This window comes from Nocardioides sp., assembly GCF_047607185.1.
Classification (GTDB): domain Bacteria; phylum Actinomycetota; class Actinomycetes; order Propionibacteriales; family Nocardioidaceae; genus Nocardioides.
Genome location: NZ_JASGDQ010000144.1, coordinates 1 through 17223, shown reverse-complemented (window position 1 = coordinate 17223; position 17223 = coordinate 1). Strand labels below are relative to the sequence as shown.

General features: G+C 68.8%; 18 protein-coding genes. 12 read left to right on the top strand and 6 right to left on the bottom strand.

Annotated elements, in window-relative coordinates; all coding sequences use genetic code 11:
• Positions 1-278: 278 nt before the first annotated feature.
• From QM595_RS17530 to QM595_RS17520, 3 genes are read right to left on the bottom strand one after another with little or no spacing between them, the layout of a single operon-like run.
• Positions 279-569, bottom strand: coding sequence for a hypothetical protein (locus QM595_RS17530; protein WP_415172869.1), 291 nt, complete (start codon positions 567-569; stop codon positions 279-281).
• A 46-nt stretch (positions 570-615) separates the two neighbouring features.
• Positions 616-1104: a SigE family RNA polymerase sigma factor gene (locus QM595_RS17525; protein ID WP_415172868.1), complete on the bottom strand. Its 489-nt coding sequence runs from the start codon at positions 1102-1104 to the stop codon at positions 616-618.
• The gene (locus QM595_RS17520; RefSeq protein ID WP_415172867.1) at positions 1101-1652 is read right to left on the bottom strand and encodes a hypothetical protein; all 552 of its coding nucleotides are present in this window, start codon (positions 1650-1652) and stop codon (positions 1101-1103) included. Before QM595_RS17520 ends, QM595_RS17525 begins: the two co-directional genes overlap by 4 nt.
• A 104-nt stretch (positions 1653-1756) precedes the next feature.
• Here QM595_RS17520 and QM595_RS17515 point away from each other — a divergent pair, with 104 nt between their 5' ends.
• From QM595_RS17515 to QM595_RS17460, 12 genes are all read left to right on the top strand, one after another.
• On the top strand, positions 1757-2077 hold the full coding sequence (locus tag QM595_RS17515) for a hypothetical protein (RefSeq protein ID WP_415172866.1): 321 nt from the start codon (positions 1757-1759) through the stop codon (positions 2075-2077).
• 293 nt (positions 2078-2370) lie between these two features.
• Positions 2371-3876: a flavin-containing monooxygenase gene (locus QM595_RS17510; RefSeq protein ID WP_415172865.1), complete on the top strand. Its 1506-nt coding sequence runs from the start codon at positions 2371-2373 to the stop codon at positions 3874-3876.
• 143 nt (positions 3877-4019) lie between these two features.
• Complete coding sequence (locus tag QM595_RS17505) at positions 4020-5042, top strand: sugar ABC transporter substrate-binding protein (RefSeq protein ID WP_415172864.1); 1023 nt, start codon at positions 4020-4022, stop codon at positions 5040-5042.
• Position 5043: 1 nt separating this feature from the next.
• The gene (locus tag QM595_RS17500; RefSeq protein WP_415172863.1) at positions 5044-6615 is read left to right on the top strand and encodes a sugar ABC transporter ATP-binding protein; all 1572 of its coding nucleotides are present in this window, start codon (positions 5044-5046) and stop codon (positions 6613-6615) included.
• Entirely contained in the window at positions 6608-7600 is a 993-nt protein-coding gene (locus QM595_RS17495; RefSeq protein WP_415172862.1) for an ABC transporter permease, read from the top strand. The genes QM595_RS17500 and QM595_RS17495 overlap by 8 nt, the downstream gene beginning before the upstream one ends.
• A complete protein-coding gene (locus tag QM595_RS17490) occupies positions 7597-8607 on the top strand; it encodes an ABC transporter permease (RefSeq protein ID WP_415172861.1) in 1011 nt (336 codons plus the stop codon). Before QM595_RS17495 ends, QM595_RS17490 begins: the two co-directional genes overlap by 4 nt.
• Positions 8608-8648: 41 nt before the next feature.
• Positions 8649-9581 (top strand): fumarylacetoacetate hydrolase family protein, encoded by a 933-nt coding sequence (locus QM595_RS17485; protein ID WP_415172860.1) that lies wholly within the window; start codon positions 8649-8651, stop codon positions 9579-9581.
• Positions 9578-10555 carry an MBL fold metallo-hydrolase gene (locus tag QM595_RS17480; RefSeq protein ID WP_415172859.1) on the top strand — a complete coding sequence of 326 codons (978 nt, stop codon included), beginning with the start codon at positions 9578-9580 and terminating at the stop codon, positions 10553-10555. Before QM595_RS17485 ends, QM595_RS17480 begins: the two co-directional genes overlap by 4 nt.
• Positions 10552-11316 (top strand): SDR family NAD(P)-dependent oxidoreductase, encoded by a 765-nt coding sequence (locus tag QM595_RS17475; RefSeq protein WP_415172858.1) that lies wholly within the window; start codon positions 10552-10554, stop codon positions 11314-11316. Before QM595_RS17480 ends, QM595_RS17475 begins: the two co-directional genes overlap by 4 nt.
• Positions 11313-12086 carry an SDR family NAD(P)-dependent oxidoreductase gene (locus QM595_RS17470; protein WP_415172857.1) on the top strand — a complete coding sequence of 258 codons (774 nt, stop codon included), beginning with the start codon at positions 11313-11315 and terminating at the stop codon, positions 12084-12086. Before QM595_RS17475 ends, QM595_RS17470 begins: the two co-directional genes overlap by 4 nt.
• Before the next feature lie 127 nt (positions 12087-12213).
• Positions 12214-12972 (top strand): SDR family NAD(P)-dependent oxidoreductase, encoded by a 759-nt coding sequence (locus QM595_RS17465; RefSeq protein WP_415172856.1) that lies wholly within the window; start codon positions 12214-12216, stop codon positions 12970-12972.
• Positions 12969-14642: a long-chain fatty acid--CoA ligase gene (locus QM595_RS17460; RefSeq protein WP_415172855.1), complete on the top strand. Its 1674-nt coding sequence runs from the start codon at positions 12969-12971 to the stop codon at positions 14640-14642. Before QM595_RS17465 ends, QM595_RS17460 begins: the two co-directional genes overlap by 4 nt.
• Here the strand turns inward: QM595_RS17460 and QM595_RS17455 are convergent.
• The 3 genes from QM595_RS17455 to QM595_RS17445 form a co-directional block, all read right to left on the bottom strand.
• A complete protein-coding gene (locus QM595_RS17455) occupies positions 14639-15574 on the bottom strand; it encodes a LysR family transcriptional regulator (RefSeq protein WP_415172854.1) in 936 nt (311 codons plus the stop codon). The genes QM595_RS17460 and QM595_RS17455 overlap by 4 nt on opposite strands.
• Before the next feature lie 80 nt (positions 15575-15654).
• Complete coding sequence (locus QM595_RS17450; protein WP_415172853.1) at positions 15655-16296, bottom strand: hypothetical protein; 642 nt, start codon at positions 16294-16296, stop codon at positions 15655-15657.
• The coding region (locus QM595_RS17445) for an SGNH/GDSL hydrolase family protein (RefSeq protein ID WP_415172852.1) at positions 16293-17223 on the bottom strand (931 nt) is incomplete at its 5' end. The genes QM595_RS17445 and QM595_RS17450, both read right to left, overlap by 4 nt.

Here is a 17223-nt window from a genome sequence, read left to right as displayed (position 1 = left end):
GCAAACACCTGCAATCACGCGTAGCCTCGCCGGTGTGTTTCCGATGACGCACCACGTCGAATGCGTCGCGCTGCTGACGAAAAGTGCCTCTGACCTGCGGTGATACAAATCGCGGTGTTGGCTCCGATGTCGAAAATCTGGGCTTTGGGCGCACTTTGAGTTTGAGACCGGTCTCGACAGCGGACCTTGCGACCCCCTGAGAACGCGAAGAACGGCCCGTGGGACACCGCGCAATGCGGAGTGGGCTCCACGGGCCGTTCGGAGGTTCGGAGGGGCTCTCAGAGCCCGATAGCGGACTCGTCTGCGGGATCGCTACGGGGCGCCAGCCGCTCGGTCGCGGCCCGGTAGTCCGGCAATACGAGCCGGCGGTTGATGTAGTGCCGCTCGGTGACGGTCTTGGACGTGTGACCCAACTGATCCTTCGCGGCGTCGATGTCGGCGTACTCATCGAGCTGGCGGATGTGCCACAGCCGACTCTGGACGTTGCCGGGAAAGTGCCAAGTTCCGTTGCGGCTGGCGAAGACTGCGTCGATGTCATTTGACGGCTGCTCCAGCTTGCGACGACGCAAGAGGGCAACCGCCCAGTCGGGGCTCCGCCGTCTCGTCGCCTCGGCGTCAGAGGCGACTGGCCTCATAGGTGGAACATGTTGCCCGTAACGCAGCAATGGCCCGATGGTTGTGGGTCTTAACCGCCCCTGACGAAATGCCGAGTTCCTTGGCCGTCTGGTCGACCGACAGGTCGAGCCAGTGGCGGAGCACGACGACCTTCCGCTGCATCGGCGGAAGTTGCTGAAGTGCCGCGAGGAGGCTGGCGTCCTCACGCTCAGGCTCTTGCGCCACGACCTCTGGCAAGACATCAGTACTGACTTCACGCCGCCATGGACGCCGCGACTCATCGATGTTGGACCGGACCATCGTCGTCCGCACGAACGCCTCAGCAGCTTCGTGCCGGCGCAACCGCGGCCACGCAACATAGAGCTTCACCAAAGCTGTCTGGAGAAGATCCTCGGCTGCACTCCTGTCGCCAGTGAGTGCGAACGCGACCCTGAGCAAGTGGCTTCTGCGTGCTTCGACAAAAGACGTGAACGCCGCATCCCGGCTCACTGCTGCAGACGCTCCACGTTGTCTTCGGCCCATGTGCTGAGCGACCCACCCTCACTCGCCGGGTAGCGACCGACGAGACTGCGGCCGTCAGCCTGAACGATACGGATGATGTCCGACCCACAGGCATACTCGGCCGCAGACCACCCATCGCCGCTGGCATCATCGGACGCGTTCACTGCCTGCCCGCCGCTGGTTAGCGTCTTGCTGCCGGGGTCGAGCGTGACCTCACCGCAGGCGTCCGCAACCAGTTGCAGACTCGCCAAGCTGAAATCGGCCTCGACCAGCTGGGACGGTGTCGCGGTCCGAGGTGCCGTCGCCGCACCACCTCGCGTCGCGTTCGTGTCCTGCTGCCCACTCTGAGCGAACATCGCGCTTGCGGCCATCGCGATCCCGGCAACCGCAAGTCCGCTCGTGGTCACCGCCCCACCCACTCGTGCGCGCCGCCGCCGAAGCGCCTGCTTGCCCTCACGCGTCAGGGCCGCCATGCCCTCGCTTGTGGTGTCGAAACGGGGGATCGCTCGTTCAAGATCGTTCTTCAGAGTGTTCATCGTGTTCCTTCTGGCTCGCACTTCGTCTCACCCACTACGACGGAGCGACCAGTACGCGGGGTTGACTCCGGCGCCGACTCGAAAGGACCAGACAGCCGGACGCGGTGGCGCAGTCGGCCGACGTTGTGTTTCAAGCGGCGCTCGGCGTCGTGCAGAACGCGAAGAACACGGGCGCGACGCTGAACGTCGCGGTCGGAACCGACCCCCGCACGCCCAAGGCGTTGCTGGACGCCAAGTTCAACGGCTCCTCGCTGGCCAAGCTTGTCGAGAACATCCAGGCGGTGCTCGCGGGCACCGCCTCGGCACCGGTCACCCCGGTGCCGAACCACTACCTCCAGGGGAAAGAGCAGGTCGCCTGGACCGATCCGAACGAGGATCCGCAGATCGAGCTCGACGGCAACCTGCTCGCCCTCTACGGACTCTGAGAGTCCTCCGCTTCTGAACAATCCGCACGGTCAGGGCGACCTGGCGGTGTCGACGGCAACGCGACACTGGACAGCCGAGTGCCTGGGCTGGACCGTCTCCTGACGGCCCTCCAGGCCTGGCTCGACGACGCGGTCTTCCCAGGTCAGACCACCTTTCTGGGGCAACAAGAAATCACGGTCAATCGACCGTCAAGTCCTGTTGGACCCGACGAGATCGACCCGCATACGGTCCATGTGAGCACCGTCACACCGAACAGGGCGGCCACCAGTCACCGAGGGAGATTTCGATGTCGATGTCACAGGTCCGAGAGACAACGGGCACCCGCCGAGCCACCGCACGGGGCACTGGGATCGCGCGTCAGCCGCGCATCGCCGTCATCGGCGCCGGTTTCTCCGGTCTCGGTCTGGGCATCCGGCTCAAGCGGGCCGGGATGACCGACTTCACCATCTTCGAGAAGGCCGACAACGTCGGCGGCACCTGGCGCGACAACCACTACCCGGGACTGTCCTGCGACGTCCCCTCGCGCTACTACGCATGGAGCTTCGCCCCGAACCCGGACTGGTCGATGACCTTCTCGCCGGGCAGCGAGATCCAGGCCTACATCGAGAAGGTGGCGGCCAAGGAGCGGATGGACGACTTCATCCAATACCGCACGCCGATCACCGCCGCCCGCTGGCAAGACACCGAGTGGCAGGTCTGGTCCGGCGACCGCGACCTGGGTCGCTTCGATTTCCTGATCAGCGCGGTCGGCTTCCTGCACTACCCGAACCACCCCGACATCAAGGGCCTCGACACCTTCGCCGGCAAGGTCGTGCACACCGCCGAGTGGGACGACTCCACTCGCTGGGCCGGCAAGCGCGTCGGCGTCATCGGCAACGGCTCGACCGGCACCCAGGTGGTCGCGGCGATCACGCCCGACGTCCAGGAACTCGTCCACTTCATGCGGACGCCGCAGTGGATGGTCCCGATGGACAAGAGGCCCTATCGCCGGTCGTGGAAGCTCGCGCAGCGCTTCGTGCCGGGCCTGTCCAAGCGCACGTTCAAGTTCTACGAGGAGGCGCAGGACGCCTTCGGTGAGGGCTTCACCGAGCCCGGTCCCGGCCAGGACGCCTTCGTCCAGATGCCGCGCGACTTCCTCGAGGCCGCCGTCCCCGACCCCGAGCTGCGCGCGAAGCTGACCCCGGACTACCCGCCGGGCTGCCGCCGCCTGATCGTGTCGTCGGAGTACTACCAGATGATCCAGCGGCCCAACGCCCACCTGGTTCGCGACGGCATCGTCGAGGTCGTTCCCGAGGGCGTCAGGACCGCCGACGGCACGCTGCACGAGCTCGATCTCCTCATCGTCGCCACCGGGTACGACGCCAACGCGTTCATCCGCCGCCTCGGTCTGGTCGGCCGTGATGGTGCCACCGTCGAGGAGCTCTGGAAGGACGGCTACCGCACCTACGAGTCGGTCGCCCTCGACGGCTTCCCGAACTTCTTCATGCTGGGCGGGCCACACAGCCCGTTCGGCCACTTCAGCTTCGTCCTCTCCGGTGAGCACCAGAGCCGGTACGCGGTCCGCTGGATCGAGGCCTGGGCGCGGGGAGAGTACGAGAATGCGGCACCCACGACCGCCGCAGTCGATCGATTCACCGCGCACCAGCGGGTGAAGATCAAGGAGACGACCTGGGGCGCGGACTGCGTCAGCTGGTATCAGGACGTCTCCGGGACGCCGTCCCTCTATCCGTGGTCGGCTCGGACCTTCCGTGACTCGATGAGCAAACGCGTCGTCTCCGACTTCGACGTGCAGCGCTGACCCGGTAGCCGGCGGCGAACCCGCCGGTCCTCAGGCCAGCGCCGATCCCTCCACGCCGCACCCATCCGGGGTGCCCGCTCTACCGCAGCACGCCCTCGTCCTGCGGCGGTCTCGGCCTATCCGAAATAAATAGGAGTAAGTCCATGAACGTACGCAGCAAGTTCGCGACGGCGCTCGCCGCCTCAGCGCTCATGTTCACCGCCGCCTGTGGCAACAGCAGCGATTCCAGCAGCGGTGGATCTGCTGCCGGCGGCAGCGACTCGCTGGCGGGCAAGAAGGTCGGCTTCCAGTTCTGCGCGGAGTCCAACGCGTGGTGCGCCAAGTACATCGACACCATCAAGGAACGACTCGGGGCCGAGGGCATCGACGTCACGGTCTTGACGTCGAACTTCGACCAGGTCGAGGACAACCAGCACATCGACCAGCTCATCGCGCAGAAGCCGGATGTGCTGATGATCGGTCCGGCGGACCCGAACGGCGCCGTGCCCGCGATCCTCCGGGCCCACCAGGCCGGGATCAAGATCGTCAACGTCGTGTCCAAGCAGGAGCCCGCAGCGCAGTCCGTGATCGACGTCAACGTCCTCGCCGGATACACCGAGATGGGCGACAACGCCGCCAGCCTCCTCGTCGAAGGTCTCAAGAAGGCCGGGCACGACTCGGGCAACATCATTGCGATCACGGGCCCCGCCACGAATGGCGTCGTCGTCGACACGCTGGCGGCGTTCAAGGACACGCTCGCCAAGAACCCGGAATACCAATTGGTCGCCGTCGAGGACGGCAGCTGGGATGCGGCCAAGACCCAGACGCTGACCCAGCAGCTCCTCGCCCAGTACGCATCCAAGGGCGGCATCGACGGTATCTACGCCCAGGCCGACTATATGGCTCCCGGCGCGATCCAGGCGGTGAAGCAGGCCGGTCTCAAGCTCGGGGTCAAGGACCAGGGCATCATCATCACCTCGGCGAACTGCTCGCCTTCCGGGCCGGTGGCGATCAAGGCCGACGAGCTCTATGGCACCGGTACCGAGGGCCCGGTCGATGAGGCCAACGCCGCCGCCGATGCTGTGATCAAGCTGCTCAAGGGCGAGGACCAGGAGAAGGTCCAGTACACGAAGCAGTACACGGTGACCGCCGACAATATCGACGAGGCCTCGCGGTGTGAGTACTGACATGTCACCCCTGAACCCGGTCCGTTCCGGTGCCGCCGTCCCGGGAGACCCCACGCGAGTCCCCCTGGTCCAGGCGACCGACCTGACCAAGACGTACGGCGCCGTCAGGGCGCTGCGCGGGGTGTCGGTGAGCATCGCCCCGGGCGAGGTCGTCGGCATCTGCGGCCAGAACGGAGCGGGCAAGAGCACCTTCGTCAAGCTGCTCACCGGTCTCGAGCGCCCCGACAGCGGCGAGCTCCGGGTCCGCGGCGAGGTCGTCGGCTTCGGCAGCACGCTCGACGGCCAGAAGGCCGGCATCTCGATCGTCGATCAGGAGCTCGCACTCGTCCCGCAGCTCTCGATCGAGGCGAATATGTACCTCGGGCACCGTGAGGTGCCGCTCGTCGGGGGTAAGCGGGAGCGTCGGGCCCGCTGCCGGGAGATCCTCGACCAGCTCGGGCTCGGCCACCTGGAGCCGGCCACGCCGCTGCGCCAGCTGCGGATCGGGGAGCGCCAGCTGGTCGAGATCGGGCGGGTGCTGGCTCGCGACGCGCAGCTGCTGATCCTCGACGAGCCGACCGCGACACTGTCGAACGCCGAGATCGAGCGAGTCTTCGCCGCCGTCCGCCAGGTCCGCGCGCAGGGCCGCAGCGTCCTCTATGTCTCGCACCGCCTCGGCGAGGTCCTCGACCTGTGCGACCGGGTCCTGGTCTTCGGCGACGGCCTGCTACGTGGCACCCACCGGGTCGACCAGCTCGATCGTGGTGGCCTGGTCCAGCTCATCCTCGGTGAGGCGGGCGTGGTCGACTCCGGCGACGCCGCGCACCGGGACGGTACGCCGGCCGGCCCGCTCGAGCTGCGGCTCGACGGGCTGGAGATCCCCGGCCGGCTCGATCCGGTCAGCCTCACCGTCCGATCGGGCGAGGTCGTCGGGCTCGCCGGCCAGGTCGGGTCGGGGGCGGACGACGTCATCCGTGCCCTCGGCGGGCTGGTCCCCGAGGCGCGCGGTTCGGTCACCGTCGACGGGGTCAGCCCGCTCGGCTCGCCGACTCGGGCCCGCAGCGCCGGCGTGCGCTTCGTGCCTGGTGACCGGCGCGCCGAGGGCCTCTTCCTCGCCGACACGGTGCGCAACAACATCACCGCCACCAGCATGTCCCGCTTCTCGCGCCTCGGGGTGCTCAGCCGTCGAGGACAGCGTCGCCTGGCCGACGAGCGGGCCGGGGTGGTCGGCGTCGCTGCGGCCAAGATGGTCGCGGCGGTCGGCGACCTCTCCGGCGGCAACCAGCAGAAGGTGCTCATCGGCCGCTCGCTCGACGAGACCACGCCGCGGGTCCTGCTGCTCGACGAGCCGACCCGTGGGGTCGACGTCGCGGGCCGAGCCGACATCCACCGGTTGCTCAAGAACGCGGCCGCGGCCGGGTGCGTCGTCGTCTTCGCCTCGACCGAGATCGACGAGCTCTTCGACCTCGCCGACACCATCGTGACGATGGCCGCAGGTGGCCTCGTCGGGATCCACGACACCTCCGCCGTCACCGCCGACCTCGTCCTGGCGGAGATGGCGAACGCAGGCGCCCAGGAGGCCAGCCATGTCTAGCGTGCTCGAACGCCCTGCCCGAGCTCCGGCTGACGCACCTCCGAGCCGGGTGCGGAAGGTGCTCGCCAACAAGCGGATGCTCGTCGTCACGACGGTCCTCGCGGTGCTCCTCGTCTACGGAATGATCACGACCGACGGCTTCGCGACCCTCGACAACGGCCGCGCGATCCTGGCTGCGGTCGCGATCACGGGCTTCGGCGCCCTCGGTGCGACGATCGTGATGCTCGGCGGCAACCTCTTCTCGATGTCGGCCAGCGTGACCGCGGCCGGCGCGGCCATGGTCTTCCTGGCCGCGCTCGACTACGGCGTCGTGGTGGCTCTCGTCGTCGCCCTGCTCGCGGGCGCCGGCGCCTATGCCCTGCAGGGCTTCGCCATCGGTGCCTGGGGGGCCAACCCGATCGTGGTGACCATCGGGGCGGGCTCGCTCCAGGCTGCCGTCGCGACGATGATCACCAATGGCAGCAGCGTGCGAGTCGCACCGGAGGTCACCAGCTACAAGTTCCTCGCCGACACCGTCTTCGGGATCCCAGCCGGGGTCTACCTGCTCGCCGCCTCCGCCGTGGTCCTGCACGCGCTGCTGACCCGGACCGTGTGGGGGCGCACCCTCTACTTCCTCGGCAAGAGTCCACCGGCGGCGTACGCCGCGGGGCTCCCGGTCGTGCTCACCACGGTGATCGCCTTCGCGATCGCCGGTGCCTGCACCGGCTTCGCCGGGGTCGTCCAGGCCGCTTCGACCCAGTCGGCCACCGTCAACGACCTCGCGACGCTGACCTTCGACGCGATCGCCGCGGCCGTCGTCGGCGGCAACGCCATCGCGGGCGGCCGGGGCTCCATCCCGCGCACGCTCCTCGGCGTCCTCGTGATCGCGACGCTCAGCGACCTACTGCTGCTGCGCGACTACTCGGCCGGCGTACGGCTCCTGGCCACTGGTCTGCTCGTCATCGTCTTCGTCTTCGCGACCAGCAGCAAGGAGCAGGCCCGATGATCAACCGACTGCGTGCCGTCCAACTCGGCGCCGCGTTCCCCTACGTCCTCCTGGTCGTCTTCACGCTCTGCTTCACGGTCATCCCGCCGGTGATGGGCTATGAGGTCTCCAGCATCAATCTCTTCAACATCGGCCAGAGCTTCGCGACCTACGCGCCGCTCGCGCTCGGCCTCGCGCTGCTGATGCTCGCCGGCGAGTTCGACCTCTCGCTCGCCGCCCTCTACGGCCTCGGAGCCATGCTGGCGGTCAAGACCGGCGCCGACTCGCCGCTGACCGGGGTGCTGGTCGCGGTCGCGGTCGCCGCGACGGTCGGGCTGGTCAACGGACTGCTCGTCACGATCGGCGGACTCAACTCGGTCTCGGTCACCCTTGGCTCCTACATCGCGGTGTCCGGACTGCTGTTGGTGATCTCCGACAATGCGAGCGTGCCCTACCTCAACTATGAGGTCGGCCTGAACCTCGACGCGGTGATCCTCACCGTCCTATCGCGGCGCAGCCTGATCGCGATCGCGCTGTTCGTGTTGGTCGGCGTGGTGCTTCGCTTCACCCGCTGGGGCCGCGACCTGCGTGCCATCGGCGGCGACCGTCGCGCGAGCCGGGTGGCCGGGGTACGGGTACGCCGGATGCTGATCGCGACCTTCATGGTCGCGGCCGTCCTCGCCGCGGTGCCCGGCGCCCTGCTCGGCTACAGCCTCTCCAGTGCCAGTCCGGCGTACGGCGGCTTCCCCAGCCTGGTCTTCGCGATCACGGCCGTGCTCATCGGCGGGGTCGCCCTCTCCGGTGGACAGGGCACGGCGCTCGGCGCGGCCGCGGGAGTGCTCTCCCTCGCCCTGCTGAAGGAGACGCTCGCCGTCGTCGCCGCGCCGTCGTACGCCTCCGACCTGATCAGCGGCGCGCTGCTGGCCGCGATCGCGATCCTCGCCGCACCCCACCTCCTGCGTGGCGCCCGGGCGCGCCGGTGGGTGAACACCCGACCGCCGGCGCCCGAGGTCCCCATCGCGGCCTGACCGGCCCCGACTCTCACCACTTCAGCAAGGGAGCACCACCGATGAAACTAGCGACCTACCTCGCCGACGGGGAGGAACGCCTCGGCGTAGTCGACACCGACCACGACCAAGTCGTCGATGCCCGGTCCGCGCACCGGCGGGCCGAGGGGAGCGACCTGCCCGCGCTGGCCAGCATGCAGGCGCTGATCGAGGCAGGGCCGGCCGCGCTCGAGACGCTCGCCGGCCTCGTCGTCGGTGCGGATGACCCCGACCGGCTCCCGCTGTCCACGACCCGGCTCGCAGCCCCGCTGCCTCGGCCGCGGCAGATCCGTGACTTCCTGCTCTTCGAGAAGCACGTGCGCAACTGCCTGGCCCAGGAGTCTCGCCTGACGGGCAACGACCGCCCCGTGCCGCCGGCCTGGTACGAGTTCCCGACCTACTACCGCGGCAACCCCTCGACCGTGGTCGGTCACGACACCGACATCGTGCGGCCGGCGTACACCGACATGCTCGACTTCGAGCTCGAGCTGGGCTGCATCATCGGCCGCACCGGCAAGGACATCTCGGCCGACGACGCGCTCGACCACGTCTTTGGCTTCACGATCTTCAACGACGTATCCGCCCGCGACATCCAGATGCGGATGGCGCCGGTCGGCATGGGTCCCTGCAAGGGCAAGGACTTCGACACCAGCAACGTGCTCGGTCCCTGGATCGTGACGCGAGACGAGATCGGCGACCCCTACGACCTGCAGATGACCGCCCGGGTCAACGGCGAGGAGTGGGGCTCCGGGTCCAGCGGCGACATGCAGTTCAACTGGTCGGAGGTCATCGCCTTCGTCTCCCAGTCCGAGACCTTGCATCCCGGCGAGGTCCTCGGCTCAGGCACGGTCGGCACCGGATGCGGACTGGAGCAAGGACGGTTCCTCGAGGACGGCGACGTCATCGAGCTCGAGATCGAGCGTGTTGGAACGCTCAGGAACAAGGTGACGCGATGACAGGCAAGAACACCGACGGCAGGCTGGTCGACCTCGGCTCCGGCGATTACGCCTACCTGCAGGAGGGCGGCTCCTGGGGCTGGAGCAACGCCGGCCTGGTGACCTCGGAAGGGGTCTCCCTGTTGGTCGACACTCTCTTCGACCTCACGCTCACCCGGCAGATGCTCGCGGCCTTCGCCGAGGCGACGCCGGCGTCGGCGCGGATCGAGACGCTGATCAACACCCACAACGACGGTGACCACACGCACGGAAACCAGCTCGTGCCCGGTGCCCGGATCATCGCGTCGGCGGCCGCCACCGACGCGATGACGAACGGCGTCCAGCCCTCCGATTACAGCCAGCTGCTCGCCAACGCGGCCGATCTCGGGGACCTCGGCACCTTCCTCAAGCGCAACTTCGGGGCATTCACCTTCGACGACATCGACCTGGTGCTGCCGACCGAGACGTTCGTCGACAGGCTGACCGTCACCGTCGGCACCAAGAGCGTCGAGTTGTTCCAGGTCGGCCCGGCGCACACACCCGGCGACGTCATCGCCTACGTGCCCGAGGACGGCGCCGTCTTCGCCGGCGACATCGTCTTCAATGGCTCGCACCCGGTGATCTGGGCCGGGCCCCCGTCGCGCTGGGTCGACGCGTGCGACCTGATCCTCGGCTGGAACCCCGAGACGATCGTGCCGGGTCACGGACCGATGGCGACCCAGGAGGACGTGCGCCGTCTCCGCGACTACTTCGTCACTCTCGTCGAGCTCGGCGGCGAGCTGCGCCAGAAGGGCCTCACCCCCTGGGAGGCCGCGGAGTACGTGACCTCGAACGGGATGTGGCCGACCTGGGGCGAGTCCGAGCGCCTGATCGTCAACTTCGCCTCCGTCTACCAGCAGCTCGGAGACGAGCCGACATTCCCCGACCCGATGGAGGGACTGAAGGCCATGGCCCAGTTCAGCCTCGCCCACGAGATGAAGGAGACCATCGCATGACAACCGACCTGACCGACAAGGTCATCGTCCTTACGGGAGTGACCGGCGGGATCGGGCGGGTGGCCGCCCGTACGTACCTCGAGCACGGCGCCGTCGTGATCGGCAGCGACATCGACGACGAGGCCGGCGAGAAGCTGGCCGCCGAGCTCAGCGGGGATGGCTACGACTTCACCTTCGTGGCCGGCGACGTGACCCAGGCGGCGACCGCCCAGGCACTGGCTGACCTTGTGCGCGAGCGCCACGGACGCCTCGACGTGCTGCACAACAACGCCGGTGTCCTGGTCGCCAAGGGCGTCCAGGACACCACCGAGGAGGAGTGGGACCTGGTCATGAACGTGTCGGTTCGCGGCACCTTCCTGATGATCCGGGCGCTCTCGCCGCTCATGGGCGAGGGCGGCTCGATCATCAACATGGGTTCGTCCCTGGGCCTCGTCGGTGGCGCGAACGAGGCGGCGTACTGCGCGGCCAAGGGTGCCATCGTCAACTTCACCAAGGCGGTCGCCTGCGACCTCGCGCCGGAGATCCGCGTCAACGCGATCTGTCCCGGCGGCATCGACACCCCGATGCCTCGCAACGTGGTCGGGGCGCTCCCGCCGGAGGACCGCGACGCGGTCTGGAAGGGCCTCGAAGCCGAGCACCTGCTCGGCCGCCTCGGCCAGCCCGAGGAGGTCGCCACGCTGGCGCTCTTCCTGGCCGGCGACGACTCGACGTTCGTGAACGGTACGGCGATCGCCGTCGACGGAGGGTGGACCGCGCGATGAGCCTTCTGACGAACAAGGTCGGGTTCGTGACCGGCTCGGGCTCGGGCATCGGCCGGGAGTCCGCACGCGTGATGGCCCGCGAGGGCGCCGCGGTCGTGGTTTCCGACATCAACGTGGAAGGCGGCAGGGAGACCGTCGAGATCATCCGCGGGGAGGGCGGTGAGGCGTTCTTCCTTGCCGCCGACGTCTCGCAGGAGGCCCAGATCCACGGACTGATCCAGGGCACCCTGACGCAGTACGGCCAGCTCGACTTCGCCTACAACAACGCCGGCATCCCCGGCCCGACCAAGGGCGTCGCCGACTACCCGCTCGCGGACTTCGACAGGGTCGTCGCGGTCAACCTGCGGGGTGTCTTCCTGGCGATGCAGGCCGAGCTGGCGCATATGCTGCCGCTCGGGAAGGGCGCCATCCTCAACACGTCCTCGACCTTCGGCCTCGTCGGCTACCCCGGATGCGCGGCCTATGTCGCCACGAAGCACGCGGTCGCCGGGCTGACGCGGGCCGCCGCGATCGAGAACTCCGCGGCCGGCGTCCGCGTCAACGCCGTCTGCCCGGGCGCGATCGCGACGCCGATGGTCGACGGGATGGCCGAGGAGATCTCGCCCGGCGCGCCACAGCCGATCTTCGACGCGCTCGGCGCCGCCGCGCCGATCGGCCGCATGGGACTGCCGCAGGAGATCGCCGAGGCCGCGGCCTGGCTCGTCTCGGACGCCGCCTCGTTCGTGACTGGCCTGACCATGGCCGTCGACGGGGGCTGGACCACCCAGTAGTCGCCCGCCTGAGAGCGAGTTCTCGAACACGCTCTGACACCGCCGCCCCGCCGCCCCGCCGTCCGGCGCTCGGGTCCGAGCCTGCGCGCCGGACGGCACACCACCCATTTCCTCATGAGGAGATCCGATGAAGCTCAAGGACAAGATCGCCGTCGTCAGCGGCGCGACCGGTGGCATGGGCGCGCTGGCGGCCCGGAGGTTCTGCGAGAACGGCGCCACCGTGATCGGTGTCGACCTTGACGCCGAGCCCGGCGAGAAGCTCGAGGCCGAGCTCTGCGGCGACGGGCACGACTTCACCTTCGTCCGGGTCGATGTCACCCGGCGCGAGAGCATCGTGGGGCTGGCCGATCACGTGCGTGAGAGTCATGGTCGCCTCGACGTGCTCTACAACAACGCGGGCGTCGTCCTCGGCAAGCACCTGCTCGACACCACCGAGGAGGACTGGGACCGCGTCCACGACGTCGTCTCCAAGGGCACCTTCTTGATGATGCGCGAGCTCGTTCCGCTGATGAGCGAGGGTGGCTCGGTGGTCAACATCGCCTCCGCCGGCGGGCTTGCCGGAATGGATGGGATGGCGGCCTACTGTTCGGCGAAGGCGTCGGTGGTGCTACTGACCAAGACCGCGGCGATCGATCTGGCGCCGCGGATCCGCGTCAACGCCATCTGTCCAGGTGCCATCGACACCCAGATGCCGCGGAACTTCGTGGCCACCATGCCCGACGACATGGCGAAGGCCGTCTGGGACGCCCTGGCCAACGGGCACCTCACCGGACGTTTCGGCAGGCCGGAGGAGGTCGTCAGCGTGGGCCTGTTCCTGGCCAGCGACGCCTCGAGCTTCATGACGGGCGCGGCGGTCGTCGTCGACGGCGGGTGGACCGCGAAGTGAGCGCCTTGTCGAGCTTGATGCAGGACGACTACCGGCTGACGGTCGACCACATCCGCAAGCATCTGGCGACCAACAGCGGCCAGGTGGTCTCGCTCGAGCACCTCGACGAGTCCGGCCTGCCGATGAGATTCGGCTACCGGGAGGTCGACCGTCGGCTGCACCGTCTCGCGCACGGGCTTCGCTCCCTCGGCATCGTGGAGGGGGAGCGGGTCGGCACCTTCACCTGGAACACCTTGGAGCACCTCGAGCTCTTCGTCGGCGTACCGGCCTACGGAGCGGTCCTGCACACGGTCAACGTCCGGCTCTTCGCGGAGCAACTCGTCTACGTGATCAACCACGCCCAGGACCGGGCAATCTTCATTGCGCCCGACCTCGTGCCGGCGCTCGTGTCGATCGCCGACCAGCTCACGCACCTGCGACACGTCGTGGTGTGCGGCGACCTCGACGGTCTCGACACGGGCGACCTGCCGGGCGTGACGACCTACGCCGCCCTGCTGGCGGCAGCCTCGGAGGAGGACTTCGACTTCCCCGAACTCGCCGAGACCCAGGCGGCCGCGCTCTGTTACACCTCGGGCACGACCGGCAACCCCAAGGGCGTGCTCTACTCGCACCGTTCGATCGCGCTGCACGCGTCGTCGCTGCTCGGCGTCGACTCGTTCGCCCTGCGCCGCGGCGACCGGGTCCTGGCCGTGGTGCCGATGTTCCACGTCAATGCCTGGGGCCTGCCCTACGCGTCGGTGCTGATCGATGCCGACATCGTGCTGCCCGGACGCGACCTGCGACCGCCGGCGATCGCCGGGATCATCGAGCGCTACCGGGCCACCGTGATGGGCGGCGTGCCCACGGTCTACTCCGATCTGCTCGCCTACGTCGACGCGAACGGCACCGACCTGTCCAGCCTGCGGGAGTGCTTCTGTGGCGGGTCCGCGGTCTCCGAAACACTAATGCGCGCCTACGAGGACCGCCACGGGGTGTCGGTCATCCAGGCCTGGGGGATGACCGAGACCAGCCCGGTCTGTACGGTGTCCCGCGCGCCCGCCGGGGTAACCGGTGAGGACGTCTGGCGCTACCGCACCACCCAGGGCCGGGCTGTCCCGTGGGTCGACCTCCGGCTGGTCGACGAGTTCGACCAGCTCGTGCCGCACGACGGCAGCAGCAGCGGCGAGCTCGAGGTCCGCGGGCCGTGGATCGCGGCGGCCTACTACGACGACGACTCGGGGGAGGTCCGGTTCCACGACGGGTGGCTGCGCACCGGGGATGTCGCCACGCTCACGCCCGACGGCTTCCTCCAGATCGTCGATCGCGCCAAGGACGTCATCAAGTCCGGGGGTGAGTGGATCTCCTCGGTCGAGCTGGAGAACCAGCTGAGCGCGCACCCGGCTGTCGCCGCGGTCGCGGTGATCTCGGTGCCCGACCCGAAGTGGGAAGAGCGCCCACTCGCGTGCGTCGTCGTCCGTGACGGCGAGACGGTCACGCCTGAGGAACTCCGCGAGCACCTGCTCGCTCGCGTCGCGCGGTGGTGGGTGCCGGAGCGCTTCGTGTTCGTCTCCGACATCCCGCGCACCGGGGTCGGGAAGTTCAACAAGCGTGCGCTGCGGGCATCCGTCGCGACCGGGGAGCTGGCCGAGCCGGCGGTCGCCGAGCTGGTGCGATCACCATCGCCAGGCTAATCAGCAGGGACGCCCCAGAGGTCCGCGGCGGCCTCGAGTACGACGCTGACCCCGGAGCCCTTGCTGACCGCGTCGGCCCGATACACCAGGTGGGCCGGCATCTCGCCGCGCGGCGCCATCGGGCGCCACACGAAGGTCGGGTCGGTCAGCCGGAGCTGATGCCGCACCGCCGGGGTGAAGGCGGTGTTGTCGATGATCATCTGGGTCGCCTTGTCGTCATCGAGGAAGAGGCCCCGCGCGAACGTCTCGAACTCGTAGTAGGCGCCTCGCGCGAAGTGCTCGTCGAAGAGCTCCTCCATGCTGAGGAACATGTGCGGCGAGAGCTCACGCGGCCAGAGGGTCAGGGTTCGGTCCAGCAGCAGTTCGCGGTCGATCACGTCGGCCGCGGCGAGCGGGTCGCTCGCACCGAGCACGACGCCGACCTCGGTGGCGCCCGCGGGCTGGGCGGCGAGCCCCGCGTGCTCGTGCTCGCTGTGGATCATGGCCGCCTGGTAGGTGCCGTTGAGGGTGCCGGACAGCGCCTCCTCGGCCCAGCACTCGACCAGCGAGAAGCGGACACCGGGCCGGACCGCGAGGACCGCGGCACGTATCTCGGCCGCCTGGTCGGCGTACGAGGGCGTGAATGCCAGCCGGATACTCTCGGTCTCCTTGCTGCCCGCCCGGTGTGCCTCGATGTAGGCGGACTCGAAGGTTGCGAGGAGCTCGGTGCAGCGCTTGTAGAACGCCGCTCCCGCCTCGGTGAGCTCGACCTTGCGGGTGTTGCGGTCGAACAGGACCACGCCGAGGCCGTCCTCGAGTTGGCGGATCTGCTGGCTCAGCGTCTGCTGCGCGACGTGGAGTCGGGCGGCCGCGCGGGTGAAGTGCAACTCTTCGGCCGTGACCACGAAGGACGCCAGGTGGCGCAATTGGATCGTGGAGTTCGAGACCTGCATCTGCTCTCTCTTGTCACGCGGGGTCGTCTCGCGGCGACCTGTCGATCGTAGCGCGGCGCAATCGCGATATCGGCCGGTCCTCAGCGTGACGTGATCGCCGCGGCGATGGCGGCCAGGTCGGCGTGGCTCGGCATGGACCCGAGGCCGTAGCCGACCAGCACGGTGATCTGGGAGCCGTCGCGGAAGGCGATGTAGTCGCGCGCCTGCCCCCCGGTGGCCTCGCCGTGGAGCGCCGCGAAGTCCGCGCCGACTGCCGGGATGTCGGAGATCGGGTTGACCGCCAGCGTGCCGCCGGAGACCTGGGTGGTGGTGCAGGACGAGCCCTGCTCGACCCAGTCGGCCATCAGCGACTCGACCGCGTCGGCGTCGTCGGAGACGAAGGAGTACTGCACCACGAAGGGTCCCTCCCAGGCCATCGTGAACCGCTGGGTCGCCACGCTGGCCAGGTGCGGCGGCTCCAGCGTCACTCCGCATAGCGAGGGTACGCCGAGATGCTGCTGGCCCGTGGCATAGCGCCAGCCGGCCGGCAGCCGGTCCTCGGCGAGGATCCAGGCGGCGGCCTCGCCGCCGGTGGTCGCGGTAGCGCGGTCGTCCGGGGAGCGCTCGGTGCTGGCGGGAGAGGAGCCGGGCTCCGGGGAGTCGGTGGCGGACTGCTCGGAGCCGCAGGCCGCCAGGGCGAGCAGCAGTACGACGGGGACGAGTCGCTTCATCATGACGATCATGGCCCCTCGTCGATCTGCTCGTTGACCGCGTCGGCGATGGTCGACTGACCGGCCGCGGTCGGATGGAAGCTGGAGGCGGCCGGGTGGGTGTTGAACCAGTCCCACTCGATGTCGAGGTCGTGGATCCAGGGGTCGTCGCTGCCGACCTCGTGGCCGGCGAAGTCGTCGCGGATGTCGACGAACTCGACGCCGGCATTGGCCTGCCCGATGGCGTCTTGAATGGCCTGGTCGGCCATGTCGGCCACCTCGTTGAGGAACTGTCGCTCCTCCCCGGTGATGGTCGAGGAATAACTCACGTCGTGGTCGCCGCTCTCGACGAACAGGTGGGGATAGCCGACCACGACGATGACGGCGTCGGGGCCGGCCCGATCGCGCATGTCCTGATACATCGCGACCAGTTGCTGCTGCGTGGCGGCGACGGTCTGCTCGAGCTGCTGTCGGTATTCCTCGGTGTCGCAGTTGTGCCTGACGCAGTATTCCAGCACCGTGGCGAAGCCGAAGTCGTTGCCACCCATGCTGATGGTGATCAGCGAGGTGTCGTCGGTGATCTGGTCGCGTTGTGGCCCTTCACCGGCATTGCCGCTGGTGTTGTTGCCGTAGTAGTCCGCCACGACGCCGCCGCTACAGGCGCCGAAGACGAAGTCGCCGGCGAAGTCGCCACCGTCGTAGACCTGGCTGCCATAGGCGTGGGCGCTGCGGTGGCACTGATTGTCGTCCTCATCGGTGCCGGGGAGGTAGTCGAAAGCGCCCTCGCCCGCGGAGTAGGAGTCACCGAGCGCGACGTAGTCCCCGGCCTCGGCCCGGTCACGATGGCTGAGCGGCTTCGTGCCGCTGTCGTGGGGGGCCGGGGCGCCCCCCCCCCCCGCCCCCCCGCCCCCCCCCCCCCCCGCCCAAAAGTCCCCCACCCCCAGCCAGCAGGAGAACCCC